At 29.6% G+C, this 23,882-nt stretch carries 26 protein-coding genes; 14 read left to right on the forward strand and 12 right to left on the reverse strand.

Annotated features, from left to right (window positions below; all coding sequences use genetic code 11):
- Positions 1-173: 173 nt before the first annotated feature.
- The 10 genes from LL038_RS12715 to LL038_RS12760 all read left to right on the forward strand — a co-directional run bounded on the left by LL038_RS12715 (position 174) and on the right by LL038_RS12760 (position 9,307).
- Positions 174-1,655: a spore germination protein gene (locus LL038_RS12715; protein WP_216120074.1), complete on the forward strand. Its 1,482-nt coding sequence runs from the start codon at positions 174-176 to the stop codon at positions 1,653-1,655.
- 14 nt (positions 1,656-1,669) lie between these two features.
- On the forward strand, positions 1,670-2,824 hold the full coding sequence (locus LL038_RS12720; protein WP_216120073.1) for a Ger(x)C family spore germination protein: 1,155 nt from the start codon (positions 1,670-1,672) through the stop codon (positions 2,822-2,824).
- A gap of 17 nt (positions 2,825-2,841) precedes the next feature.
- The gene (locus tag LL038_RS12725; RefSeq protein ID WP_216120072.1) at positions 2,842-3,057 is read left to right on the forward strand and encodes a hypothetical protein; all 216 of its coding nucleotides are present in this window, start codon (positions 2,842-2,844) and stop codon (positions 3,055-3,057) included.
- Between the two features lie 45 nt (positions 3,058-3,102).
- Positions 3,103-4,203, forward strand: a complete 1,101-nt coding sequence (locus tag LL038_RS12730; protein WP_216120071.1) for a GerAB/ArcD/ProY family transporter — start codon at positions 3,103-3,105, stop codon at positions 4,201-4,203.
- A 78-nt stretch (positions 4,204-4,281) separates the two neighbouring features.
- Positions 4,282-4,644, forward strand: a complete 363-nt coding sequence (locus tag LL038_RS12735) for a GerAB/ArcD/ProY family transporter (RefSeq protein WP_216120070.1) — start codon at positions 4,282-4,284, stop codon at positions 4,642-4,644.
- A gap of 131 nt (positions 4,645-4,775) precedes the next feature.
- Entirely contained in the window at positions 4,776-6,236 is a 1,461-nt protein-coding gene (locus LL038_RS12740; protein WP_216128210.1) for an IS1182 family transposase, read from the forward strand.
- A gap of 60 nt (positions 6,237-6,296) precedes the next feature.
- Entirely contained in the window at positions 6,297-7,106 is an 810-nt protein-coding gene (locus tag LL038_RS12745; protein ID WP_268055863.1) for a GerAB/ArcD/ProY family transporter, read from the forward strand.
- A gap of 106 nt (positions 7,107-7,212) precedes the next feature.
- Positions 7,213-7,536 (forward strand): rhodanese-like domain-containing protein, encoded by a 324-nt coding sequence (locus tag LL038_RS12750; protein WP_216124079.1) that lies wholly within the window; start codon positions 7,213-7,215, stop codon positions 7,534-7,536.
- A gap of 165 nt (positions 7,537-7,701) precedes the next feature.
- On the forward strand, positions 7,702-8,094 hold the full coding sequence (gene mscL / locus LL038_RS12755) for a large-conductance mechanosensitive channel protein MscL (RefSeq protein WP_216124247.1): 393 nt from the start codon (positions 7,702-7,704) through the stop codon (positions 8,092-8,094).
- Positions 8,095-8,212: 118 nt separating this feature from the next.
- Complete coding sequence (locus LL038_RS12760) at positions 8,213-9,307, forward strand: DUF3810 domain-containing protein (RefSeq protein ID WP_216124080.1); 1,095 nt, start codon at positions 8,213-8,215, stop codon at positions 9,305-9,307.
- Between the two features lie 93 nt (positions 9,308-9,400).
- Here the strand turns inward: LL038_RS12760 and LL038_RS12765 are convergent, their stop codons facing one another.
- Both LL038_RS12765 and LL038_RS12770 read right to left on the reverse strand, forming a co-directional pair.
- Positions 9,401-10,507: an NlpC/P60 family protein gene (locus tag LL038_RS12765; RefSeq protein ID WP_216124081.1), complete on the reverse strand. Its 1,107-nt coding sequence runs from the start codon at positions 10,505-10,507 to the stop codon at positions 9,401-9,403.
- A gap of 209 nt (positions 10,508-10,716) precedes the next feature.
- The gene (locus LL038_RS12770; RefSeq protein ID WP_216124082.1) at positions 10,717-11,799 is read right to left on the reverse strand and encodes a serine/threonine-protein kinase; all 1,083 of its coding nucleotides are present in this window, start codon (positions 11,797-11,799) and stop codon (positions 10,717-10,719) included.
- 224 nt (positions 11,800-12,023) lie between these two features.
- Here LL038_RS12770 and LL038_RS12775 point away from each other — a divergent pair, with 224 nt between their 5' ends.
- Both LL038_RS12775 and LL038_RS12780 read left to right on the forward strand, forming a co-directional pair.
- On the forward strand, positions 12,024-12,467 hold the full coding sequence (locus LL038_RS12775) for a cell wall hydrolase (RefSeq protein WP_216124083.1): 444 nt from the start codon (positions 12,024-12,026) through the stop codon (positions 12,465-12,467).
- A gap of 57 nt (positions 12,468-12,524) precedes the next feature.
- Complete coding sequence (locus LL038_RS12780) at positions 12,525-12,959, forward strand: hypothetical protein (RefSeq protein ID WP_216124084.1); 435 nt, start codon at positions 12,525-12,527, stop codon at positions 12,957-12,959.
- A gap of 150 nt (positions 12,960-13,109) precedes the next feature.
- Here the strand turns inward: LL038_RS12780 and LL038_RS12785 are convergent, their stop codons facing one another.
- From LL038_RS12785 to ymfI, 8 genes are all read right to left on the reverse strand, one after another.
- Positions 13,110-13,793 (reverse strand): peptidylprolyl isomerase, encoded by a 684-nt coding sequence (locus LL038_RS12785; protein ID WP_216124249.1) that lies wholly within the window; start codon positions 13,791-13,793, stop codon positions 13,110-13,112.
- A 71-nt stretch (positions 13,794-13,864) separates the two neighbouring features.
- A complete protein-coding gene (locus LL038_RS12790) occupies positions 13,865-14,695 on the reverse strand; it encodes a type I phosphomannose isomerase catalytic subunit (protein ID WP_216124086.1) in 831 nt (276 codons plus the stop codon).
- Between the two features lie 37 nt (positions 14,696-14,732).
- Positions 14,733-15,227, reverse strand: a complete 495-nt coding sequence (locus tag LL038_RS12795) for a hypothetical protein (protein ID WP_216124087.1) — start codon at positions 15,225-15,227, stop codon at positions 14,733-14,735.
- Between the two features lie 174 nt (positions 15,228-15,401).
- Positions 15,402-16,808, reverse strand: a complete 1,407-nt coding sequence (gene cysS / locus LL038_RS12800; RefSeq protein ID WP_216124088.1) for a cysteine--tRNA ligase — start codon at positions 16,806-16,808, stop codon at positions 15,402-15,404.
- Positions 16,809-17,141: 333 nt separating this feature from the next.
- Positions 17,142-17,324: a hypothetical protein gene (locus LL038_RS12805; protein ID WP_268056095.1), complete on the reverse strand. Its 183-nt coding sequence runs from the start codon at positions 17,322-17,324 to the stop codon at positions 17,142-17,144.
- A 23-nt stretch (positions 17,325-17,347) separates the two neighbouring features.
- On the reverse strand, positions 17,348-18,184 hold the full coding sequence (locus LL038_RS12810) for a phosphatase PAP2 family protein (protein WP_216124090.1): 837 nt from the start codon (positions 18,182-18,184) through the stop codon (positions 17,348-17,350).
- Between the two features lie 158 nt (positions 18,185-18,342).
- The gene (locus LL038_RS12815; RefSeq protein WP_216124092.1) at positions 18,343-18,672 is read right to left on the reverse strand and encodes a hypothetical protein; all 330 of its coding nucleotides are present in this window, start codon (positions 18,670-18,672) and stop codon (positions 18,343-18,345) included.
- A 134-nt stretch (positions 18,673-18,806) separates the two neighbouring features.
- Positions 18,807-19,547, reverse strand: a complete 741-nt coding sequence (gene ymfI, locus LL038_RS12820; protein ID WP_216124094.1) for an elongation factor P 5-aminopentanone reductase — start codon at positions 19,545-19,547, stop codon at positions 18,807-18,809.
- Positions 19,548-19,804: 257 nt separating this feature from the next.
- Here ymfI and LL038_RS12825 point away from each other — a divergent pair, with 257 nt between their 5' ends.
- Positions 19,805-20,296 (forward strand): DUF6106 family protein, encoded by a 492-nt coding sequence (locus LL038_RS12825; protein WP_216124096.1) that lies wholly within the window; start codon positions 19,805-19,807, stop codon positions 20,294-20,296.
- A gap of 61 nt (positions 20,297-20,357) precedes the next feature.
- Positions 20,358-20,996, forward strand: coding sequence for a hypothetical protein (locus LL038_RS12830; RefSeq protein WP_216124104.1), 639 nt, complete (start codon positions 20,358-20,360; stop codon positions 20,994-20,996).
- A gap of 81 nt (positions 20,997-21,077) precedes the next feature.
- Here LL038_RS12830 and LL038_RS12835 read toward each other — a convergent pair whose 3' ends face one another.
- Together LL038_RS12835 and LL038_RS12840 are read right to left on the reverse strand one after the other, a co-directional pair.
- Positions 21,078-22,472 (reverse strand): DUF4340 domain-containing protein, encoded by a 1,395-nt coding sequence (locus LL038_RS12835; RefSeq protein ID WP_216124106.1) that lies wholly within the window; start codon positions 22,470-22,472, stop codon positions 21,078-21,080.
- Positions 22,469-23,881: a GldG family protein gene (locus LL038_RS12840; RefSeq protein ID WP_216124108.1), complete on the reverse strand. Its 1,413-nt coding sequence runs from the start codon at positions 23,879-23,881 to the stop codon at positions 22,469-22,471. The genes LL038_RS12835 and LL038_RS12840 overlap by 4 nt, the downstream gene beginning before the upstream one ends.
- Between the last annotated feature and the right edge of the window lies 1 nt (position 23,882).

Below are 23,882 nucleotides of genomic sequence, written 5' to 3' on the forward strand. Positions count from 1 at the left end.
ACCTCCTAATGATTAACTTTCATTATTAAGTATATTAACTAAATCTATTTTAATGAATACTTCTGAAGCTATTAAATCTATTTGATATATATATATCTGTGACTAAAACATTTAGGAATTGGATAAAGTATATATATACAGTTAGTTATTATAATATAAAGGATGTTTAATTTATGAATACAAATGACTTTTCAGATGTAAAACTAACACAATCATTAGAAAAAAATATTAATATAATCAAAAATATTTTTATTAACGACACAACAGTGGTATATAGAGAGTTATTGGTTGGAAAACCTACTAAAATCAACTGTATGCTTATATATATTGATGGGATGGCAAATTTACAAGCAATTAATGAGGATATTATAAAACCACTTTTCTTAAGTGATATGTCTAATAGTGACAATAGTAACATTATTGACATTTTAATACAAAAAGTACTTTTAACCGCAGACAACAAAAAAACCTCTTCTGTAGATGATATTGTTAATGGAATCATATATGGAAAAACTATGCTTTTTATAGATGGTTTGATTGAGGTGCTTTCTATAAATACTATCGGATGGCAAACAAGAGCAATTTCAGAACCCCAATCAGAAACTATAGTTAGGGGGCCGCGTGAAGGCTTTACCGAATCTATGAATTTAAACCTTACACTTCTTAGGCGGCGAATTATTAATCCTAACTTAAAATTTGAATTCATGAGAATTGGGAAACAAACTAAGACTCAAATATGTGTATGTTATATTGAGGGCATAGCAAAAGAACCTATACATGAAGAACTCATGATGCGGCTTAATAATATTGATATTGATGGTATTTTAGATTCTGGTTATATAGAAGAAATTATTAAGGATGCTCCATATTCGCCCTTTAGGACTATTATTAATACAGAAAGACCTGATGTGGTAGCAGGTAAACTTCTTGAGGGCAGGTTTGCTGTTTTATGCGATGGAAGTCCTGTTGTTTTGACTCTTCCAACTATCTTTGTTGAAGTTTTTCAGAGCAATGAAGACTATTATGACAATTTTTTATTTTCATCATTTGTCAGATTACTACGATGGTTATGCTTTTTTATTGGTACTAGTGTTTCAGCCATATATGTTGCACTTGTCACCTTCCATCAAGAACTTATTCCAACTCCACTTCTTATAAGTATATATTCTGCAAGAAAAGGCGCTCCTTTTCCTTCAATTGTAGAAACTATGATTATGATGATAACTTTTGAGATACTTAAAGAAGCAGGTCTTAGAATGCCTAAATATATTGGAGGAGCAATTACTATAGTAGGCACTCTAGTGCTTGGTGACGCTGCTGTTAACGCAAGACTAGTGAGCGCCCCTGTAGTAATAATTACTGCTATAACTGGAATTGCAAGCCTTATGCTACCTCAAGTTCTGGGAATAGTTGAGATACGGATAATTTTTTTATTATTATCTTCCTTTCTAGGTTTATATGGTTACATTTTTGGTGTAATGGGTATAGTACTTCACATGATGTCTATACGTTCCTTTGGTATACCCTATATGAGTAACGTCCCTTCTTTTTCTAAACAAGATGTAAAAGATACGATAATTAGGTCCCCCTGGTGGGATATGCATTTAAGACCAAAGAATTTCACAAAGAATAAGAAACGTATGAAAAAAAGATGAAAGAGGGCATTTAAATGATAAAAAAAATAGTATCCATAATTTTTATTATAGTTATATGCCCAATTATATTATGTGGATGCTGGAACTATAGAGAGATAGATACCTTAGCAATAGTAGCTGGTATGGCATTAGATAAAGATATGGTAACAAATAAATATATACTCACAACAGAGGTTATAACCACGCAAGCTCAAGGAGTATCTTCAATTATTAGTTCTCAGATTTTCACAACTGAAGGTGACAGTGTATTTAGTGCAGTTAGAGATACAATAGAAAAGACTGGTTTAAGGCTTTTTTGGAGTGATTCGAAGGTTGTAATAATAAGTGACTCCATAGCAAGGGAAGGTATAATTCCTGCAATTGATTGGACTAATAGATCCAATTTCGTTAGACCAGATATGTGGCTATTAATAGCAAAAGGTAATACAGCTTCTGAAATTTTAAAGACTAAGGTTAAGATTAATGAAGTAACTTCTTTTCATCTTGACGATACTATGAATTCATGGAAAGTTCTTTCTAAATTTACTAATTCAATGATATGGTCGTTTATAGATGGATTATCATCCCCCGGGAAGTCCGAAGCAGTAACTACAGTTGAAAATAAACCTAGTGATGGCAATATTCTCCCCCTTGTAGACGGTTGTGCTATTTTCAAATCAGGTAAGCTTGTTGGGTATATAAATGGAGACGAAACTCTCTATATGCTTATGATTAAAAATAAAATAAAACAAGGGTTAATTACTTTAATAAACATTTCAGGTTCAAACACCAACGTAACCTTAGAACTAAATGATAATAGGACTAAATTAACCCCCATTTATAACAATGGATCAGTATCAATGATAATAGATGTTTACCCAATTTTAAGTATACATGAAATTCAAGGTACTAAAGATTTCATGAAAGAAGAAAACTTAGAAACACTTCAGAATGAAGCAGAAAAAAAAATCGGGTCTCAGATACAGAATTTAATTAGTAAATTACAAAAGGATTATAATAGCGATGTTTTAGGCTTTGGAGAAAAATTTAATGAAGAAAAGCCAAAAGTTAGTAAAGATTTTAAGGAAAATAGAAAAGACATTTTTACAAATATGAAGACTATAGTCAACGTACATGTGCAAATAAAGGGTAGTAATAAAACGATTAAGCCTATCTCTATAGTTCAATAATTAAAGGAGAATTTGAAATGTTTTTACTTGTAATAACTTTTTATATCATAATAATTTTTCTTGAAACTGTTCCACTATTAAAAGAAAAAAACAGGGGTAAAACAATTCTTTATTTTACTCTGATTATATTTTCAATGATAATTAGTATTTTACTATCTTTAGGAATACAGCTACCAAGTCCATCTAATATGATAAAAAATATTGTAGTTTCAATATTTGGTAAAAGCAATTAGTATTTTTACTATTTGTATTTACAATAAATATTGTAGGAGGCTTAAATGAAAAATGAGAATATTTCTGAGAGACAAGGTATTATACTTATAACACTTTTCATAATTGGAAGTACATTTTTAATAGGATCTGGAGGCGCTGCAAAACAAGATGCCTGGATTGCAGTAATTATTGCTATTTTATGTTCTATTATATTATTACTCATATACTCTAGAATTTTATCTTTATACCCTGGAAAAGATTTATTTGATATTCTTCAAATTGTCATGGGAAAATTCGCTGGTAAAATTATAAGTATCTTAATGATATGGTTTGGCTTTCACCTTGGAGCCTTGGTTCTTAGAAACCTATCTGAATTCACTAATATTTTAATATTCGCAGATACTCCAGTGGTAATGCCTATGATCTTTTTAACTATGCTAATTGTATGGAGTTTAAAAGCTGGTATTGAAGTTTTAGGAAGATGGTCCGAGTTCTTCATCTGGATTGTGCTAATAATTTCATTATTTTTAACTGTATTTTTAATACCAGAAATAAACATAAATAGATTAAAGCCAATATTAAACAATGGTATATCTCCGCTTCTAAAAGGTACTTTATCAAGTTTTTGTTTTCCCTTTGGTGAAACAGTAGTTTTTACAATGTTGTTTTCAAATGTATCTAACATTAAGAATTACAATAAAACATTTATAGTAGGTTTGCTCATAGGTGGAGGAATTATATTTTTAGCAACAATTAGAAACCTTTTAGTATTAGGTAGTGAAACCATAGCTAGAATATATTTCCCTACCACCATGGTAGTAAGTCTTATTCACCTAGGTTCTATGCTTCAAAGGCTTGAGATTTTAGTAGTTATTGCATTTTTAATATGTGTTTTTGTTAAAGTAAGTATATGTACTTTGGCAGTCTGCAATGGAATTTCAAAGGTTTTTGGCTTTAATGATTACAAATTTATTGCAACCCCTGTAGCTCTTTTGATGTTAAGCTTCTCTTTTATTCTACACAAAAGCACCATGGAAATGTCATTTTGGGCTTTCAATGTATACCCATATTATGCCTTTGTTTTTGAAGTTATAATACCTTTAGTTATTTTTATTTCAGCGGAGATTAAATGTAGAAGTTCATCTACTACGATTGTAACTAAATAATTATTTTACACTAGTTCATTAAACGACTAATCTTCTTATTTACTGTTATAATTACAATAAATAATACGGGAGGTATAAATGAAGAATGAAGCCATTTCTGAAAGACAAGCTACAATACTTATAATACTTTTCATAATTGGAACTTCTTTTTTAAACGGATCTGGTATCCAGGCAAAACAAGATGCCTGGATTTCAATAATTATTGCTATTTCATGGTCTATTATATTATTACTTATGTTTTCTAGAATCTTATCCTTATATCCTGGAAATGATTTATTTGATATCCTTCAAATCATTATGGGAAAGTGGATAGGCAAAATTATAAGTATACTAATGATATTGTTTGCCTTTCATGATGGAGCCTTAATTCTTAGAAGCATGTCAGAATTCACCAATATTTTAATATTCAATGATACACCGCCCATGGTACGAGGCCACTGAAAAACTATATGAAAAATCGTCATCGAATTAAAGATGGCGATTTTTTTATGTAAAAGACTAAAAACAAAAAGGAATTTTAAAAGATATGTCGAATTAGTATAGTAGAATAAAATAAAAGGGGCTAAACTATTATGCTAAAAGGACAATTGGAAATAAAAATAAATACATACCATAGCTTATATTCGTTAATTATTCCGAAAGATAACATTTTAAAGCAAATTAATGACCTTGTTGACTTTTCATTTGTTTATGACGAATTGATTATTAACTATAGTTCATCTATGGGTAGAGGTGCTATTAACCCTATAATGCTATTTAAATATTTGCTTTTGAAAGTAATATATGAATTGTCTGATGAAGATGTTGTTGAAAGAACTCTTTATGATATGTCATTTAAATATTTTCTGAATTTAGCCCCAGAAGAAACAAATTTAATAAACTCAAGTACATTAACTAAATTTAGAAAGCTTCGCCTTAAAGACATGAATTTATTAGATTTATTAATAAACAAGACTGTAGAACTTGCTATAAAAGAGGGAGTTTTAAAAAGCAAAGCAATAATAGTTGATGCTACGCATACCAAGTCACGTTATAACCAAAAATCAGCAGGAGAAGAATTATTGAAACGTGCAAAAAATTTAAGAAAAACATTGTACGGAGTACATCCTGAGATAAAAGAAGATTTGCCGAATAAAGTTACAAATGGAGTACTTGAAGATATTCTTGAGTACTGCAAATTATTAATTGATAGCATAAACAAGAATCCAGAAATTGTAGCAAATCCAACTGTGAAAACTAAATTAAACTACTTAACCGAAGCTTTTAATGATGACATAGAAAACCTAAAACTATCAAAAGATGAGGATGCAAAAGTGGGGCATAAGACTGAGGATAGTTCTTTTTTTGGATATAAATCACACCTTGCTATGAGTGAAGAACGTTTAATTACAGCAGCTGTTATTACAACTGGCGAAAAAAGTGATGGAAAGGAGCTCATAGCCTTAATAGAAAAAAGCCGTGAGGCTGGTATAGATGTTAATGAAGTAATTGGAGATACAGCTTATTCTGAAAAGAAAAATCTAGAATATGCAAAAGAAAATAAAATTGCATTAATTTCAAAACTAAATCCTGTAATTTCACAAGGAATGCGAAAAAAAGAAGATGAATTTGAGTTTAATAAAGATGCTGGTTTATTTGTATGTCCGGCAGGTCATATGGCTATTAAAAAAGCAAAACAGGGAAAGAAGAATGTTGGTAAAAATCAAGTGTTAACTTACTATTTTAATGTAGAAAAGTGTAAAAATTGTGTTCATAAAGATGGGTGTTATAAAGAAGGCGCTAAATCTAAAACTTATTCAGTTTCAATAAAGTCAAATACCCACAAAGATCAAATAGAGTTCGAAAAAAGTGAATATTTTAAAAAACGTGCTAGGGAGCGTTATATGATAGAGGCTAAAAATAGTGAACTTAAGCACCAACATGGCTATGATGTAGCAATATCGTCAGGCTTAATTAGCATGCAAATGCAAGGTGCATTATCAATCTTCACTGTGAATCTAAAGAGAATAATTAAGTTGAAAAGCATGAAATAGGGCTTTTAAAACTTAATTATAAAAGAAAAAGCATGAGATATCCAAAAATATGGATTCCTCATGCTTTTTCTATTCAAATTTGAAAACTCTACTGAAAAAAGAGTGCTTTTTTCAGTGGCCTCCATGGTACCTATGTTTTTTTTTATTATACTAATTATATGGAGTTTAAAAGCGGGTATTGAAGTCTTAGGAAAATGGTCTGAGTTTTTCATTTGGATTGTTTTTATAATATTTTTAACTATCTTTGTATTGTGTCTTTCACAAATGAACATAAGTAGATTAAAACCAATACTAAACAATGGTGTAACACCACTTCTAAAGGGTGCTTTCTCAAGTTTTTCTTATCCCTTTGGTGAAACCGTAGTTTTTACAATGGTATTTTCAAATATATCTAAAGTTAAAAGTTATAAAAAAATATTTATAGTAGGCTTACTCATAGGTGGAGGGCTTATATTTTTTGCGACATTAGGTGATATTTTAGTATTGGGCAGTAACACCATATCTAGAGTATATTTTCCTACCCCCATGGTAACAACCCTCATTAATCTAGGTGACTTTCTTCAAAGACTTGAACTAACAGTAGTTATTCAATTTTTAGTATGTGTATTTGTTAAAATAAGCATATGTACTTTTGCAGTTTGCAATGGAATATCGAAATTTTTTGGATTTGATGATTACAAATTTATTGCAACACCTGTAGCTCTTCTGATGTTAGCCTTCTCTTTTTTTGTTTACAAAAGTACCATGGAAATGTCATCTTGGACTGTAGATATATGGCCGTATTATTCTTTTTCCTTTGAAGTCATAATACCTTTAGTTGTTTTTATTTTAGCAGAATTTAAAAATAAAAATTCAAAATTCACAGTGTAACTAAATAATTTTCTTTATTATATTCATATATTTATTACATTTTACTATCCATCTATCAGATGATATACTAGTACTATAGATTTTCCATCAAAAGGAGGCATAAATTATGTTTGATTCAAATGTTAAAGATGTAAGTGCAAAAGAAGCTTATAATCTTATAAAAGACGACAAAGAATTTGTTATTTTAGATGTACGAAGTAAAGAGGAATACGAGAGTGGTCACATTCCAGGAGCAAAGCTTGTTCCTGTTCAAGTTCTTACGTCAATGATTGATGAACTTGATAAATATAAAGAAAAGAAAGTACTTGTTTATTGTGAATCTGGTAGAAGAAGCCCAATAGCCGTAGATACCTTGGCAGACAATGATTTCAAAAATATATATCATCTAAGTCGTGGGATAGCTTCTTGGAAATACGATATATCTAAATAGTTAAATCATCTCCTGGGTCGCTGCAATATTAACGACTTCATAAGGAAATTTATATTCCCACTAAAGTTTTCTATTTGTTAGGGTATGTAACTGCCACTTATAGAAGTTGGAGACTTTCCTTCTGAAATGTCGTTAAAACATACTTTGGAAGGGCGTGTTACATATATGTTTAAAGAATTTAAAGAATTCGCTCTTAAAGGAAATGTTTTAGATTTAGCATTAGCTGTTGTTATTGGCGGTGCATTTTCTAAAATAGTTGCTTCTTTAGTTACTGATCTTATAACACCTATCCTTGGCATAATAATAGGTGGAATCAATGTTTCTAGTTTAAAATATAATATACCCTCATCCATATCTGGTGGAGTCGCTGTATCAATCAATTATGGATTATTTATTCAATCTGTAATAAACTTTTTAATAATTGCATTTTCACTTTTTATCTTTATAAAAGTTATACAATCGATTCAAAAGAAAAAGACAGAAAAAACAATTGTAAAAGGTCCCTCCAATGAAGAAATATTATTACGTGAAATAAGAGACTTATTGAAGCAAAAATAATGATATAAAAAGCTTCAAGTAAAATTTATGCTTGGAGCCTTTTATACGACTTATTCTAGTTACAAACCAGCCTATATAATTACAATATATAAATATAATGTATGAAAGGGAGTTTTTTATGAAATCTTCTTTATCTAGGAAACGATTATTTTTAATTTTACTTTTACCAATAGGTATTTCGCTTACTCAATTGTGTAGAGTATTCCCAAATTTTACAGAAAAATTTTATTCCTTGTTTATTTATAAAATAATTGTTACTACTATAAGTTCAATTACAGGCTTTTTTCCCTTTTCTCTTGCAGAATGTATAATTATATCTTTTACAACGTTTGTATTATGGTATATTTCTAAAACAATTTTTAGTTTATTAAGACATAAAACTAAAAGAACAAGGATTCTAAAAAATTTGTTATTAAATACACTCGCAACATCAGGACTAATATATTTTACATTTCAACTTTTGTGGGGTTTTAACTATCAAAGGCTTCCACTAGCCAAAATACTCAAATTAGATGTTCATAATTCAACCACAAATGAACTTGCACATCTGTGCGAAGATCTTATAACTAGTTCCAATACTTTAAGGGAGAAAATCAGTCAAAATAAAAATGGTGTAATGGAACTTCCCTATAACAAAAAAGTCATTTTAGAAACTGCTCACCTAGGGTATGCTAAAGCCTCATTACAATACGTAATATTAAAAGGTACTTATGGATCACCTAAGGGCATATTACTCTCACATCCACTGTGTTATACGGGGATTACAGGTTTTTATTTTCCCTTTACAAGTGAAACAAATATCAATATGGCAGAACCTGATTCATATCTGCCTTTTACGATATCTCATGAGATGGCTCATCAAAGAGGCTTTGCAAAGGAAGATGAAGCAAACTTTATTGCTTATATATCCTGCATAAATAATCCCGATATAAATTTTAAATATTCTGGTACACTTGCAGCCTTAACATATTCACTTAGTTCATTAAAACAATATGATCCTCAAAAATATAAGGAACTGTTTTCATTTTGTAGCAAAGGTGTGCTTAATGATATGATATATAATGAAAACTTTTGGAAAAATTATTCTGGTCGTATCGAAAAAATTAGTGAAGAAATCAATGACACTTATCTTAAATCTGCAAGTCAAAGATCCGGTCTAAAAAGCTATAGTGCGATGGTGGACCTGCTTCTTGCTAATTACAGAAAAAAATAATTCCTATAACACCTTGTTTAAAATGAAGCACGGTGTTAAAGAAATTATTTTTATATGAATAAATTTATCTATTTATTTTTATTGTACGATGTATTATTTAAATCTTCTTGCTGACATATAATCGCTTCTTGTCATCTGTGATATTTTTACTACATCACCCGTTTGAGGTGCATGTATATATGAACCATTTCCCATATAGATACCAACATGATGAGGACTTCCTGTTCCAAAGAACACTAAATCTCCTGCTTGTAAATTTCCTCTAGACACATATTTACCCTGATCTATCTGGTCATATGTAGTCCTACCCATATCGATTCCAAAATGAGCATATACATATTTAGTAAAACCTGAACAATCAAATGCATTTGGGCCATTAGCACCCCATCCATATGGTGTTCCTAAAAATGTCTTAGCATACTCTATTATTGCATTTGAACTAGTTGATGATGATTGTTGTGGTGCACTTTCTTGCACGGTAGGTTCATCTTCCACTACTTCCCTTTCCACATTACCTCTTGATGGAGTAATCTGTTTAACACTCTGCGTATTCATAACAACATCATATTTAGATGTTTGTGATATTTCATCCTTATGTAATTCCTGCTGTTTTTTAGATTCAACAATTAATTTACTTTGTACTTTTTTTTCTGCATTAAGCTTGTCCAATTTATTTTCATTGTTTACCTTTAATGCTAGAACTTTTACCTTATTAGCATTTAGAGCTTTTTGGGTAATCTCAATATCTTCTTTTTTGTCATTTAATCCTTTAATAATTTTGTTATCATATTCTACAATATTTTTTATATTCTCCACTCTTGAAATAAGATCCTCTACTCCATTTGAGTCGAGTAATATTTCTACGTAGCTACCTGCACCATTCATATACATGGCTCTCATTCGCTCGTTAAATAGGGCTTGTTCCCCTTTTATATTACTTTGTGCAACTAAAATATCTTTTGTATTTTGATCTATTTTCTTTTGAGTACTAATGATATCATATTTTGCTTTGTCAATTCCAGAGTAGATATTTTCAATATTAAAATCTAGCGTCTCAATAGATAACTCTAATTTTTCTAAATTCTTCTGTGCTAAACTATATGAGTCCTGTTGCTGTGATAATGGCGCAGCTATTGTTGACATACTTACAGACATAGTTAACCCAATTGATATAAGTAATGGTAATATTTTTCTTCTCATCATTATTCCCCCACATTAATTGTTTTAAAATCATCATAAATTTTCATTTTATTTCATTAATAATATTATTATAGCATTATATTATGACAACTGCTAATAACAAATTGCGCAGTCGTAACCGTTATCAGAGATTAATATAAATTAACTCCCCTAGTCTCCTATTAATTTGATTTAACGAGCCTTTATCAGTATGGTACATTCTTTTTAACTCATTGCGTTATTGAATTAGATATTCCTTTTATCGGAACTACCCTAATTCTCCTTGTCGGTTTCTTTATAAATTCTTTTATAGAATTTTGTTCTATGCTTGATGATATCACTATAGGACTCACTATTTCTTTTGCATCTGCAGTATTCGAAAGTGTACTTTCTTTTTTGTTCCCATACAAAATATAAATACTTGCTACAATTGCAAATGTAAAGCAGAAAAAGACCCTAATAGACCTATCGTACATAGATTTATTTATAATTTTAATATTAATATTAACTTTTTTAGTAATTACAGATTCATTCTTTGGTAATATATTTGAAATATCTTCTTTTAAATTTCCAACTAAGGCATATCTCTCATTAATATCAATTTTTACACACTTTTGTATTATCTTTTTCAGCTTATTATTAATTTCTGGTCCATAATTTTCATCCAAAAGAGGCTCTATGCCTGTATACGGAGTTCTCCCTTTCACCATAAAGTATATTAACATTCCAATTCCATATATATCTGTTTGCATACAACATTTCCCTGAGCCGTATTGCTCTGGAGCTGCATAACCATTAGATCCCGCACATATCATATCTATATCTTGTGACATATCATTCTTATAAACTTTCGAAATACCAAAATCTATTAACACGACTTTTCCACTTTTCATTATCATTATATTAGATGGTTTTATATCTCTATATATAATGACTGGATTTTGATTATGTAAATAACCTATAATATCACACAAATCTGATACTATCCTACAAATTTTTTCTATTTGTATTATACCATTTGCCTTAACATATTCCTTTAATGTTTGTCCATCTACGTAGTCCTGAACCATATATAAATTGTTATTCGAATAAAATGTATCAATTATTTTCCGAATACCTGGATGATTTAAATTTTTCAAAATATTAGCTTCTGTTAAAATGTCTATATTTTTTTTATCTTGTATTACTTCTTTTATCGCCCAAAGATTTCCAAGGATTATGTTTTTACACAAATAAACAACACCCATTCCACCTTTTCCTAGTGTTCTAATTACCTCATATTTTCCGTATAATATATCTCCACTACTTAACATAATTCACCTCTTGTATATTTGCTATTGAGCTTTTACCACAAATTATTTTGTCTTAAAAATAAGATTACAAATACAATGCAATTGTACCAAACTTTCGATGAATTTACCATATGTTATAGATAATATTTCTAAAATTATGACAATGTTTTTTTCATTTTTTAAGTACCATTATTAATATTATGAATATAATAATACTGTAAAACGAATTGAGGAGATGACTAAAGATGGCTTACAGTGCTAGAGAGTTATTGGCTCGAATAATAAAATGTGAGGCTGGTGGGGAGGGCGAAAATGGAATGAAAGCCGTTGCCTCTGTAATTATGAACAGAGTTAATGTAGCCGATGGTGAATATCTTAGAATAGGTCAAGGTGATTTAAGAAAAATTATTTTTCAAACAGGCCAATTTGATTGTGTATCTTCTGTACTTGGTGGTATGGCTAATCCTCAAACAATTTGGGCAAGTCCACCAGAACAAATACATTATGATATTGCTGATTGGGCTTTAGCTGGAAATAGATTATATTCAACAGGTGAATCATTATGGTATTTTAATCCATACCTACCTGGCTGTCCTTATGAGTTTCCATTCAATGGTAGTGGTACCTTTCAAGTTTCCGTTCTTCAGCATTGCTTTTACAATCCAACAGCACGATATTTCACTACTTAAATAAAATTGGACTTACAATATTTCAAACAATAATATAGCTTTTAAGGAGGATATTTTATGTTTATATCACCACCTAATAATTTCAATCAATCCCCAATGTGGAATACCGATTCATCGTCTTTAGAACCACCAATGACTCCTATGCCAAAATTTGGTATGCATGATGATTCAAGGCAAGGACCTATGCCAGGATCTTCTTCTACTAATCCATCACCATCTGGTACACAAGACTTCGAAATTGCACCTACCTCACCTATAATAAATAATCCTCTTTATAATCAAGGCTGGTTGCAATCTCAAATTGGTAAATATGTAAGAGTAGATTTTTTACTTGGAACTAATACATTTCAAGATAGACAAGGACTTTTACAAGAAGTTGGAATTAGTTTTATTGTCCTTAAAGAAAGTAATACTAATAATTTAATAATGTGTGATATATACTCAATTAAGTTTGTAACTGTATTCGGTAATCAAAATCAAATTCTTAGGTAACATAAATTATAAATGTGATTTTATACAATTATCTATAGTTATAGGTTCTATGTTAAAGCCAAAATGCCCAAAACCTTAAAAACAAAAGTATATATTCCTATAAATTTATTTTATAGAAATATATACTTTTAATATTTTAAATAGATTTAATTATTTTACCTTTTGCACTTCGCCATACTTAACTCCAAAAGTATCTACAGTAACTTTTTTCATCTTTTGATCTTTTTTCGGTTTATTATTACTACCAGTCTCTACAGAAACTATTTTATCTACTACTTCCATACCCTTTGTAACCTTACCAAACGCAGCATATTTACCATCTAAACTAGCAGAATTATTATCAGAATCTGCAACCACTATAAAAAATTGTGAACCTGCCGAATCTGGTGTATCAGTTCTCGCCATAGAGATTACTCCTCTTCCATGTTTTAATGTATTATTAAAATTATTTTCACTAAACTCGCCTTTTATTGCATAACCCGGGCCACCACTCCCTGTTCCTTTTGGGTCTCCTCCTTGTATCATAAATCCTGACATTACTCTATGAAAAATCAATCCATTATAAAAGCCACTATTAGCTAAAGAAACAAAATTTCTAACAGTATTAGGTGCAATCTCTGGATATAATTCTATTTTTATAGTTGAACCATCCTCCATTACAATAGTAACCAACGGATTTTTGTCCTTGACTCCTTTTTCCGTAACAACCTTTGTTTGTGTTTTAACATCTTTAGAGGTTGTATCACTATTTTTCTGAACTATATTACCACATCCACTAGCAAAAACAACAAAAATCAATGTAAATAATATCATACTTTTTTTAATTAATTTCATTCGTTTCATTATTTAAACTCTCCTTTTAACAATTTATGTAACATAACTTATGTTTTTCTCTGTAAATTCTTTTAGACACTTGATTTAAGTAATTCCATATTTCCTTCAATGTTATATTCTGTCCCTTTTGATATGTAAACTGTCTCTTCTTCTTTTAGATTCATTTTCTTTTTGTTAGCTTTTATTACTCCCTCACCACTTATTACAGTATAGCTATGGAAGTTTTCATTAACAATATCTATATAACTACTTTTAACAATAATTTTTTCAACCTTAAAATAAGGAGTCTCGAGTTTTACAAAGCTTTCGATTCTTCCACCTTTATTTTTTCCTTCGTAATCTATAACATCTAGGGATTTTTCAATATGGACCTCTCTACCACGTCCCCAGTCATGAAGCCTATAAGTAATATTACTGTTTTGCTGTACTTCAATAAGCTTTACACCAGACTCTATAGCATGCACTGTACCTGCTGGTATATAGATAAAATCCCCTCTTTTAATATAAATGCGCTCTAAATACTCTTCTAATTTATCTTCTTTTATAATTTGTCTTAACTTTTCTTTATTTAGACCCTTCTTTATTCCCGATACTAAAGTTGCACCCTCTTTTGCTTCGAGTACATACCAGCACTCTGTCTTTCCATTAGCGTTTTCAACCCTTTTAGCGTAAGCATCATTAGGATGTACTTGTACAGATAAAGTATCTTCCGCCTTTATAATTTTATTTAATATAGGGAAATCATTGCCACAACCTAGGATCTGAGATAATTCTTGCCCTCTATAAATCCCCTCTTTTATTGTTGATTTTCCATCTTCATGACAAGAAAGTACCCATTTCTCCCATCCCCATATTTTTTCGTTTAAATATGGCTCTAGTTTTAAAACCATTCCTTCTGACATTACAATTCCTCCACTCACTCTTAATATATTATTATTATTAATTGTTTTTTTCAACTTTAGCTATAATGCCCTTTGCCTCTTCTCTGGTATTACTTGGTCCACAAATATTAAATTTGCTATTGTATTTACTGTCTACATCATCTAATTTTATAAGTATTTCATTGAAATTCTTCGATGTATTAACTGTTCCATTTACCTCATATTGACCAGTCTTATCATTTTTAGTTTCTATAAAAGCACTATATTCTATAGTTTTAAAAATATTGTATTTTGCCCATATTCTCTTTAGTACAACCTGTTTTTTTATACCATCCACTTCTATACTTCCTGTAAACACATAATTAAGGGATAAGTTCTTTTTTAATTCTCCATCAAGATTAATTTCTACTGCTTTATCGAGTTCACTATTCTCATCATACATATATCCACTATAGTTTCTATTAATGCTTACAGGTCTAAAATATATGACTGATATTAAAATTATACCAATAATTGCAATTACTATTGATGCTTTTAAATTTACTCTATCCATATCCATCACCTCTACTTAATAATATTTCTCTATGCTTTTAACTACACATAATATTATAATCTAAATTATCTTATAGTGCATTATAAAAATCTAAAGTAAATAGAAAGGTTAAACAATTATCAATTGTTTAACCTTCAAACTGCATGCATACATAAAATATCACTATATTTATTTTTATTTAGCTTTCCAAGTTGTCCCTTCTTTAGAATCAAGAAGCTCAATATTCATAGCTATAAACTCATCTCTTATCTCGTCTGCTCTTGCCCAATTTTTACTTGCTCTTGCAGCATTTCTTTCAACAATAAGATTATTTATAAGTTCCTCATCTATATCTGTAGTTTCTTTTTCAATTGTCATAAGATTAAGTGAGAATATCTTATCAAAATCCTCTAAAAGAATAGATTTTTCCTTATTATTAAGATCAGTATCTTTTAAAACATCAAAAAGTACAGTAAACGCGTTTGCTATATTTAGATCATCACTTATAAATGATGAGAACTTTTCTTTATATGATACAATTTTCTCATCTCTTACTATATCATTTTTATTTATAGCACTTAAAACAAGAGCAATTCTTTCTTTAAGTTTTTTATAACCATTCCTAGCATCATTTAAACTCTCAAAACTGAACACTAACTGTTTTCTATACTTAGATTGAAGACAGAAATATCTATAATCTAGAGGACTATATCCCTCTTTTTCAAGACTAGAAATTGTTAAAAAATTCCCACTAGACTTTGACATCTTACCACTGTCAAGTACTAGGAACTCTCCATGCATCCAGTATTTCACCCATTTATGTCCAAGTACTCCTTCTGATTGAGCTACTTCATTAGTATGATGTATCGCAATATGATCTATTCCTCCACAATGAATGTCTAAATATTCACCAATATATTTAACAGACATAGTAGAACATTCTAAATGCCAACCGGGAAATCCTTTGCCCCATGGTGACTCCCACTGCATAATTTGATTAGAGAACTTAGAATTTGTAAACCATAATACAAAATCAAGTGGATTTTTTTTATTAGGGTCTACTTCTATTCTACTACCAGCTTCAAGTTCATCCAAACTAAGATGTGCAAGTTTTGCATAATCCGGAAATTTGTCAATTTCAAAATATACATTTCCGTTTGAAACATAAGTATATCCTTTTTCTTCAAGTTTTTTTATAAATTCTATCATATCCTGAATATGCTCTGTAGCTCTACATACGATAGTAGGTCTTTTTATATTTAGTTTTTTACAATCTTCAAAAAAAGCATCTTCATAAAACTTAGCAATTTCCCATACAGTTTTATGTTCACGCTTTGCTCCTAAAGCCATTTTATCTTGACCTTCATCCCCATCTGATTGTAGGTGCCCAACATCAGTAATATTCATTACATGCTTAACTTTAAACTTTGAATACTCCAATGATTTTTTTAGCACATCTTCAAAAATATACGTTCTCAAATTACCTATATGTGCGTAGTTGTAAACTGTAGGACCACAAGTGTACATTCCAACCTTTCCTTCTACATAAGGTATAAACTCTTCTTTACTTCTAGTCATGGTATTATATACATTAAAACTCAATTCATTCACTCCTTCTTAAATAATACAATAATATCTAAGGCTTTGCAGAAACCATTACTAACATAATCTTTGCATTTAAAAATATAAAAAACTACAGACATGCTGCAGCTCTAGACTTCACAGTATAAACGTAATATTAAATACTTACTCCTAAAATAGTCATATATAAATTCTAACATAGTATTAAGATAATGCAATAAATAATCTCTTATTTGTTAGAAAACCACAAAATTTTTATATGCAAATAAATTTAATAAATTACCTTTTGTTCTATATTTTTCTTCAATATAAGAAAAGAAGCACATAAACAAATGTTTATATGCTCTAATAATTTTATTTTCTATCAGCAGATTGTTTTTTATTTGTAGCATTTTGATTTTTCGCAGTTTCGCGAGTTATAGGAGTACTATAATTACTCTTTACTAATCTAGAAAACTTATTATCTGGTTGGCTATCTTTAGGCATAAAAACATCTCCCTTTTTTGTATTGTTATTCATAGGTTTTACTATTTTCAAAAAAATATTCTACTTAATTAAATTTACCTAACAAATTTTTTAAAAATACACGGTGCTCCCACTGTTATCCACAATCCAATTACAAAATATCTAAAAAAGTCAGAGAGTATATTAAGTGGAAGAATTACCTTTAACACAGCTTTTAAGGTCACAAGAATGGCTAATCCAAACACCAATTTCATTAGTTGCTTTAATATACTACTTCGAACTTCGTACAACACATATCGAGACTCCAATATATATCCAATAAAAAATCCTAATACTGTTCCTGCTATTGTATAATATGTTTTTTCTCTAAAGAATATCATTCCAAAAAGTGTAGGTACAATAATTATCATTAATACCCATGCTTTTCGGGTTTCTTCCGCATATTCAAAAATATAATTAGAAATAATAACACATATGATTCCTATTACTATTCCACCAATTACATCTCTTGGATAATGAAGTCCAAGATAAAGCCTTGAAATACTCACTAAAGCGATTGCTAAAATTCCAACTATATAAATCCACTTTTTTCTAACTTTAAGAATACAAGAAATCCAAAATGTCGTAGCCCCTTGTGTATGACCACTTGGAAAAGATTGTCCTGTAGCTGTTTCTATTCTAAGCGACCTTATTCCAGGCACTCCTATTGGCCTAGCTGCATTAATCATATCCTTTAAAATAATGTTTGTTATTGTACTTGTAAGCAATGCAAAACCTAGCTTATACCCAAATTTTTTATTTACACACCAAAATATTATAGCAGCTGCAATAATATAAAAAGATTCCTCTCCAGTCATTGTAACTAGTTGAAAAAATGTATCCCAAAAGGGAGATATAATATATTGTATATGTTTTATAATTTCTACCTGCATAGTGCCCTCCTTATATACGTCATAAAGTTAATACATTATTGCTTTATAATCGTTTTATTAAATTTATTTATATTATAAAAAAATAAAAGGCCAATCTTATATCATAGATTGGTCCTTTAACTATAGTTATAGACTTAATTTTTTTCATTATATGTTCCTTATATTACCTTTTCATAATCTACATCAATAATAACACTATCATCGTAATTAATATCATTAGTATTTGTTATATCTGCGTCACTACTAAAAACATTAGATTTTGTCGTAGCGTCTTTTTTTATACTTGATTTGTAGATAAACTTCTTAACACTTTTTACTAATTTTAAACTATACCATACTATAACTCCAAAAACTACGATTACAAATAAGGCTCTAATAACAAAGATAGCTATATAAGGTATTGTTATTGCTAATACAATAAAAGCACCTATTGTTAAAGCTGATTTGAATAACTTTGAAATTACATTTTTACCATTTGCATATTCCATAATATTAGCCTTCTTTCATTTCATATGATTTACTCAATAAATGATAATCTGATTATAACATATAATCAGATTCAAATATTAATTATTCCTTAAGAAAAAATGAATAATTCATTAAATACTTTATTTTACATCAACTATAAGAATCCTCCATCTATAGTTATTACTTGTCCTGTAATATATTTTGAGTTTTCACTGGCCAAAAACGTTACAAGCATAGCAACATCTGAAATTTCTCCAAATTTCATCATAGGTATTTCATTTATTAAATTTGCACGTTCGTCCTTGCTTAACCACTTATTCATTTCTGTATCTATAACTCCTGGTGCAATTGCATTTACTCTAATATTTGAAGGCGCAAGTTCCTTAGCTAATGATTTTGTAAAAGCATTAACTGCTCCTTTAGATGCAGAGTAAATAACCTCGCAAGAAGCACCAACCTCTCCCCACATTGAGGATATATTAATTATGCTACCACTCTTTTGTTTTATCATTTCTTTTACGACATTATGAGAACAATTAATAGTACCCTTTAAATTTACATCTAAAATATTATTCCACTCGCTAGGCTCCTGATCCATAAATAATCCAACCTTCGAGATTCCTGCATTATTTATTAAAATATCTATTTTTCCTAATTTTTCAACAGTGGTTTTTACCATCTGCTTTGCAAACTCATAATTACTTACATCCCCTTTAATCATTAAGACATAAGCCCCTAGCGCTCTAATTTCCTTATAAGTTTTTTCAGCCTCTTCATCATTGCTTTTATAATTTATCACAAGACAACATCCGTTTTTTGCAAGTTCCATAGCAATTCCTTTGCCTATTCCTCTAGATGCTCCTGTAACTATTGCAACTTTCCCTTTTAAGCTCATAATATCACCCCTAACTTAGACTATTTTTATATTTTTTTACACTTTGTATAAGAATCTCATAATAATATTTTTAACTCATATATCTTTATTATCATATTATTAAATATATTTTGCAACTATAAATTATATAATTTAGTTATAATAACCTTTTATAATATATGGATTATGTTATAATTATAGGTGAATTATTAAATAAAATACAATTTGTAATGCTTTTCTTAACTAAAAATCATATGATAATTAAAGGGGACAAAAAAATGGATAATTTTTATGAGCAACTTCTAACAACATCTAAAACAACTACTTACAAACTAGTAAGTAAAGCAACCTATGTACTTGGATTAATTGGACTATTTTTTACTAGTGTAAATATGATTTTTGCTATATTATTAATTGCTTTGGCTGTAGCATGTTATTTTTACAAATCAAAATTATATGTAGAATATGAATATCAATTTACAAATGGTGAAATTGATATAGAAAAGATATTAGAAATGAAAAAGAGAAAAAAGGTCACTACTTTTAATATAAAAGAAGTAGACCTTTTAGCTCTTAGTGATAGTGATTTTGTAAAAGATTATTCAAACAAACCTACTTCTATAGTAAAATGTTATCCAACAACCGCAAAAGGACGAATATATGTTGCAATGATTACAGAAGGAAACGATAAAATGCAATTGATGTTTATGCCTGATGAAAAATTTATTAATCATTGTTTTAAATATAATCCAAGGGCAGTAAAAAAGTAACATAATAAATTTATAAATATTTTATGTTGATACTGAAATTCGAATAAAAGGGATGAAGACTATGGTTGATTTAAAAGGGATGAGCAAACATAAAAAAGCTGAATATATCTGGGAGTATTACAAATTACATATTATTGCTACTTTAGCTGTCATATGTATAATAATTTCTATTATACATAGCCAAATAACAAAACCAGATTATGTATTTAATTTAACTATGATTTCAAACATTTCAGATACGAATAAGATAACTAATTTAGAATCCTTACTTACAAAAGCTGTTGTCAAAGATGGAAGTACTAGAAAAAAAGCTAGAGTAAGTACTATGCCAATTGACGTTTCAAAAAATGCAAACCTTCAAACAACAAGCCAGTATATGCAAAAACTTACTGCTGAGGTATCTGTTGGAGAACTCGATGTTATCATTTTAGATAAAATCATGTTTGAATCCTTCGTAAAACAAGATATGTTTTTGAGATTAGATAATATAAGTGAACTCAATTTAGATTCTCTAAAAGGTGAAAAAATTCACGCTACCGGAAGTGATAAAAAGAATGGTGTTTATGCTATAGATGCCAAAGATATTGTAATGTTAAAAAAATTGGGATTTGATACAAAAAATAAGGTGATTGGAATTGTCGGATCAACTAAACAAAAATACAATTCAATTTTAATCCTTAAATATTTGCTAAATAAATAAATAAATTAAAAAGGCTGCTAAACAATGAAACGATATTTCACTTGTTTAGCAGCCTTTTTCTTATACTACCTTTTCACCATCTTATTTTAAACTTTCCAAACTAGTTATCATTTTATTTACTTTATCTTTTGTTATTACAAAATCAGATTTTCCATTCCTAAATACTGCATAAAACTGATCATTATAAGGTACGAAATCAATGATTTCCTGCTTTTTAGTTCCATTATTAAGACTATATGTAATGCTAATCACTGGTTTATCTTCTAGTTTTTTATCATTTTCAGCATCTACAGTAAGCCCTATTATTTCTTGATATTCAGTCTTAAATTTATTAATTTCTATCTTCTTACCATTTACCTTAGAATTTGTAGTTACAACATCTGGATCTCCAGATTTTTCAGCTTTAGCCGTAGTTCTAGAAACTAAGACTGTATCCGTTTTTCCTTTTCCCTCTACAACTATCTTATTTACATAATCTAAATTTACAATGTACACAAATTTAGTTATCACATCAAAAGGTTTAAACTTAAAGAGATCAATTACGGTCTTATCCATTGTATATATGGTGTCACCTTTACCTTCTTTAAAATATACACTACTACCATCCTTGTTTTTACCTATAAAAAGTTGCAATACACTTTTACTATCCTTTAGTGTAAGTTCAAGAGATGGTTTATCTAATCCATACTTGCTTAAATCTTTCGGATTATCATCAGCTATATCACCAGCTTTAAGACTTGCAATAGCGGCTATTACTGGAGAAATTTTCTCAACCTCTAAATTTACTGGTGAATTATATGCATCCGTAAGCATCCAAGTATTTATATTGTATTTAGCTTCATCTTTGCTTTGATTTGCATTCTTTATTATCACAACTGGTAAGCTTCCAGCTTTAACAATTTTCATGTATGAAAGCGAAGTCGCATCTATAGCGGTAATAGTATTATCTCTGTATGCTGACTGCTTTAAAGTAAGACCATCTACAATACTGGCTGCTATAAAATATACTTTTTGGGTTCCTTTCTCATTTACATAATAGCTAGTTCCGTCTGAAGTTTTATCTCCAACGCATAGTGTTTTATTTAAATCTTTCCCAACTATCACTATATTTATAGTTGGTTTATCAAGTCCATACTTACCCATATCGTTAGCATTTTTTTCCACAAGTGTTCCTGATAAATTTATTACTGAATCTGTAATACTATTAATAGTAGCCTGTTTGATCTTGTGATTATAATTTTCAATAACCCATTCTTTAGATTTTTTAACAAATGTATTCCCCGCACCGCTATCTTTAATAATTACCTGGGAAACTTTAGTGTTATCAATCTTCCAAACTTCAACGCTGCTTGTACTTACATTTGTAGAACTTGTATCTTTCTTATCTATTTTGGGATTACTTGAAACATAAAAATATGCTCCGCCTAATAAGAGTATAATAAGAGCGAGTATTATAATACTCTTAGATTTCTTCATAAATGTCTCCTCCTAATCCATACTACAACCCCCATGATAAGAACTATAGCAGGAATTACTATTATAACCAGAGCAGAAAATCCAAGTGTTTGTGCCTTAGTCATTTCTAACGGCTGATTTGTTAAATCTTTTGGCGTAATAGAAATATTTTCTTGACGGTCCTGTACCCAATTCATACTATTCATGAAAAGGTCTAGATTACCACCAGCTGCAACATTAATAAAACCTGAAGATGAAAAAACAACAATTTTAGCCACACTTGATTCTTGGGTATCAGTTATTGCAACCGCTACATCAAAAGGACCGTCTGTGTCCCCAGATGCCTTTTGCGTTGTTGTGCTATTTATATCTTTCTTTCCAAAAGACTCGCCTGAAGTCGTAAGTAGCGGCTCAACTTTTAAAGAATCCTTCTTAACTTTTAGTTGCTCAATTGGTTGTGCCACTGGAAAAAGAATAGGTAGATTTGCAGAAACCATAGGATCAATAATTGCATGACTATTCATTTTAGGAATAAGGTATGCAGGTTCCCTATAATATTTTTTTGAATCTCCTTCTACTATTAGAGAATGTTCAACTTGAATTCCAAAAGTACTCATGAGATTATCAAAATTTGGGAACTTACCCTTCTGAACATCCATTAAAAATATTCCATGACCACCCTTTGAAAAGAAATCTTTTAACTTAATTAATTCGTCCTTACTTATATCAACTGATGGAGAACTAACAAGAAGCATGTCTCCATTTGCTGGTTTCCAAACATTTGTTAATAGATTCAATTGTTTTACTACAAAGTTTTGATTGCTTAAGTCACTAGAAACTTCAGTAGCTAATGCTTTTTCCTTATGCCCTTCTAAATTATAAACAACTGAATTTTTATCGCCTGCAACGTACATTATAGCTCCTGTGATTTTTTGTTCCACTGCAAGAGATTTCACAGATGTCTCACCAGTAGTTTGATCCTCGGTCGTATTATATAACTCACTTTCCTTAATAGCTTTAAATTTACCAGCGCTCTCAACAACTATACTCCCATTTGCGATCTCATTTTCAGTGCTACTATATTTTTTTGCAACTTGAGGGTTAGTAGTTGGATCTACATATTTTACAGTTATTTTCTTAGATTTACTAGGATATTTGTTTATTATTTCTGTCATTCCTTGATCATAACTACTCTGCTTTGAAAATATAATAATATTAATATCACGGCTTAGCTTGTCCATGACTTTATAAGATTGATCTGATAATGAATATAATTTATTCTTTGTCATATCATATTTAAAATCCATTTTATCAATTACTAAGTTAGCAATCAGCAATATTACAAGTACCATAGATGTAATTAGTGTTGCATAACCACCATATCTAAACTTATTATTTTTAAATGTGTTTTTTATTTGTAACTTTTTCATA

Origin of the sequence: Clostridium estertheticum, from assembly GCF_026650985.1 — a bacterium.
GTDB classification, from domain to species: domain Bacteria; phylum Bacillota; class Clostridia; order Clostridiales; family Clostridiaceae; genus Clostridium_AD; species Clostridium_AD estertheticum_C.

What these genes read in the sequence shown, in the direction of transcription:
- LL038_RS12815 (WP_216124092.1), bottom strand. Translation starts at nt 18,672, where the DNA reads ATGGAATATGCAAATGGTAAAAATGTAATTTCAAAGTTATTCAAATCA.
- LL038_RS12790 (WP_216124086.1), bottom strand. Translation starts at nt 14,695, where the DNA reads ATGTCAGAAGGAATGGTTTTAAAACTAGAGCCATATTTAAACGAAAAA.
- LL038_RS12835 (WP_216124106.1), bottom strand. Translation starts at nt 22,472, where the DNA reads ATGAAGAAATCTAAGAGTATTATAATACTCGCTCTTATTATACTCTTA.
- LL038_RS12735 (WP_216120070.1), top strand. Translation starts at nt 4,282, where the DNA reads ATGAAGAATGAAGCCATTTCTGAAAGACAAGCTACAATACTTATAATA.
- LL038_RS12720 (WP_216120073.1), top strand. Translation starts at nt 1,670, where the DNA reads ATGATAAAAAAAATAGTATCCATAATTTTTATTATAGTTATATGCCCA.
- LL038_RS12795 (WP_216124087.1), bottom strand. Translation starts at nt 15,227, where the DNA reads ATGGATAGAGTAAATTTAAAAGCATCAATAGTAATTGCAATTATTGGT.
- LL038_RS12760 (WP_216124080.1), top strand. Translation starts at nt 8,213, where the DNA reads ATGAAATCTTCTTTATCTAGGAAACGATTATTTTTAATTTTACTTTTA.
- LL038_RS12715 (WP_216120074.1), top strand. Translation starts at nt 174, where the DNA reads ATGAATACAAATGACTTTTCAGATGTAAAACTAACACAATCATTAGAA.
- ymfI (WP_216124094.1), bottom strand. Translation starts at nt 19,547, where the DNA reads ATGAGCTTAAAAGGGAAAGTTGCAATAGTTACAGGAGCATCTAGAGGA.
- LL038_RS12785 (WP_216124249.1), bottom strand. Translation starts at nt 13,793, where the DNA reads ATGAAATTAATTAAAAAAAGTATGATATTATTTACATTGATTTTTGTT.
- LL038_RS12740 (WP_216128210.1), top strand. Translation starts at nt 4,776, where the DNA reads ATGCTAAAAGGACAATTGGAAATAAAAATAAATACATACCATAGCTTA.
- LL038_RS12730 (WP_216120071.1), top strand. Translation starts at nt 3,103, where the DNA reads ATGAAAAATGAGAATATTTCTGAGAGACAAGGTATTATACTTATAACA.
- LL038_RS12765 (WP_216124081.1), bottom strand. Translation starts at nt 10,507, where the DNA reads ATGAGAAGAAAAATATTACCATTACTTATATCAATTGGGTTAACTATG.
- LL038_RS12810 (WP_216124090.1), bottom strand. Translation starts at nt 18,184, where the DNA reads ATGCAGGTAGAAATTATAAAACATATACAATATATTATATCTCCCTTT.
- LL038_RS12780 (WP_216124084.1), top strand. Translation starts at nt 12,525, where the DNA reads ATGTTTATATCACCACCTAATAATTTCAATCAATCCCCAATGTGGAAT.
- LL038_RS12840 (WP_216124108.1), bottom strand. Translation starts at nt 23,881, where the DNA reads ATGAAAAAGTTACAAATAAAAAACACATTTAAAAATAATAAGTTTAGA.
- LL038_RS12770 (WP_216124082.1), bottom strand. Translation starts at nt 11,799, where the DNA reads ATGTTAAGTAGTGGAGATATATTATACGGAAAATATGAGGTAATTAGA.
- mscL (WP_216124247.1), top strand. Translation starts at nt 7,702, where the DNA reads ATGTTTAAAGAATTTAAAGAATTCGCTCTTAAAGGAAATGTTTTAGAT.
- LL038_RS12825 (WP_216124096.1), top strand. Translation starts at nt 19,805, where the DNA reads ATGGATAATTTTTATGAGCAACTTCTAACAACATCTAAAACAACTACT.
- LL038_RS12830 (WP_216124104.1), top strand. Translation starts at nt 20,358, where the DNA reads ATGGTTGATTTAAAAGGGATGAGCAAACATAAAAAAGCTGAATATATC.
- LL038_RS12745 (WP_268055863.1), top strand. Translation starts at nt 6,297, where the DNA reads ATGCTTTTTCTATTCAAATTTGAAAACTCTACTGAAAAAAGAGTGCTT.
- LL038_RS12725 (WP_216120072.1), top strand. Translation starts at nt 2,842, where the DNA reads ATGTTTTTACTTGTAATAACTTTTTATATCATAATAATTTTTCTTGAA.
- LL038_RS12775 (WP_216124083.1), top strand. Translation starts at nt 12,024, where the DNA reads ATGGCTTACAGTGCTAGAGAGTTATTGGCTCGAATAATAAAATGTGAG.
- LL038_RS12750 (WP_216124079.1), top strand. Translation starts at nt 7,213, where the DNA reads ATGTTTGATTCAAATGTTAAAGATGTAAGTGCAAAAGAAGCTTATAAT.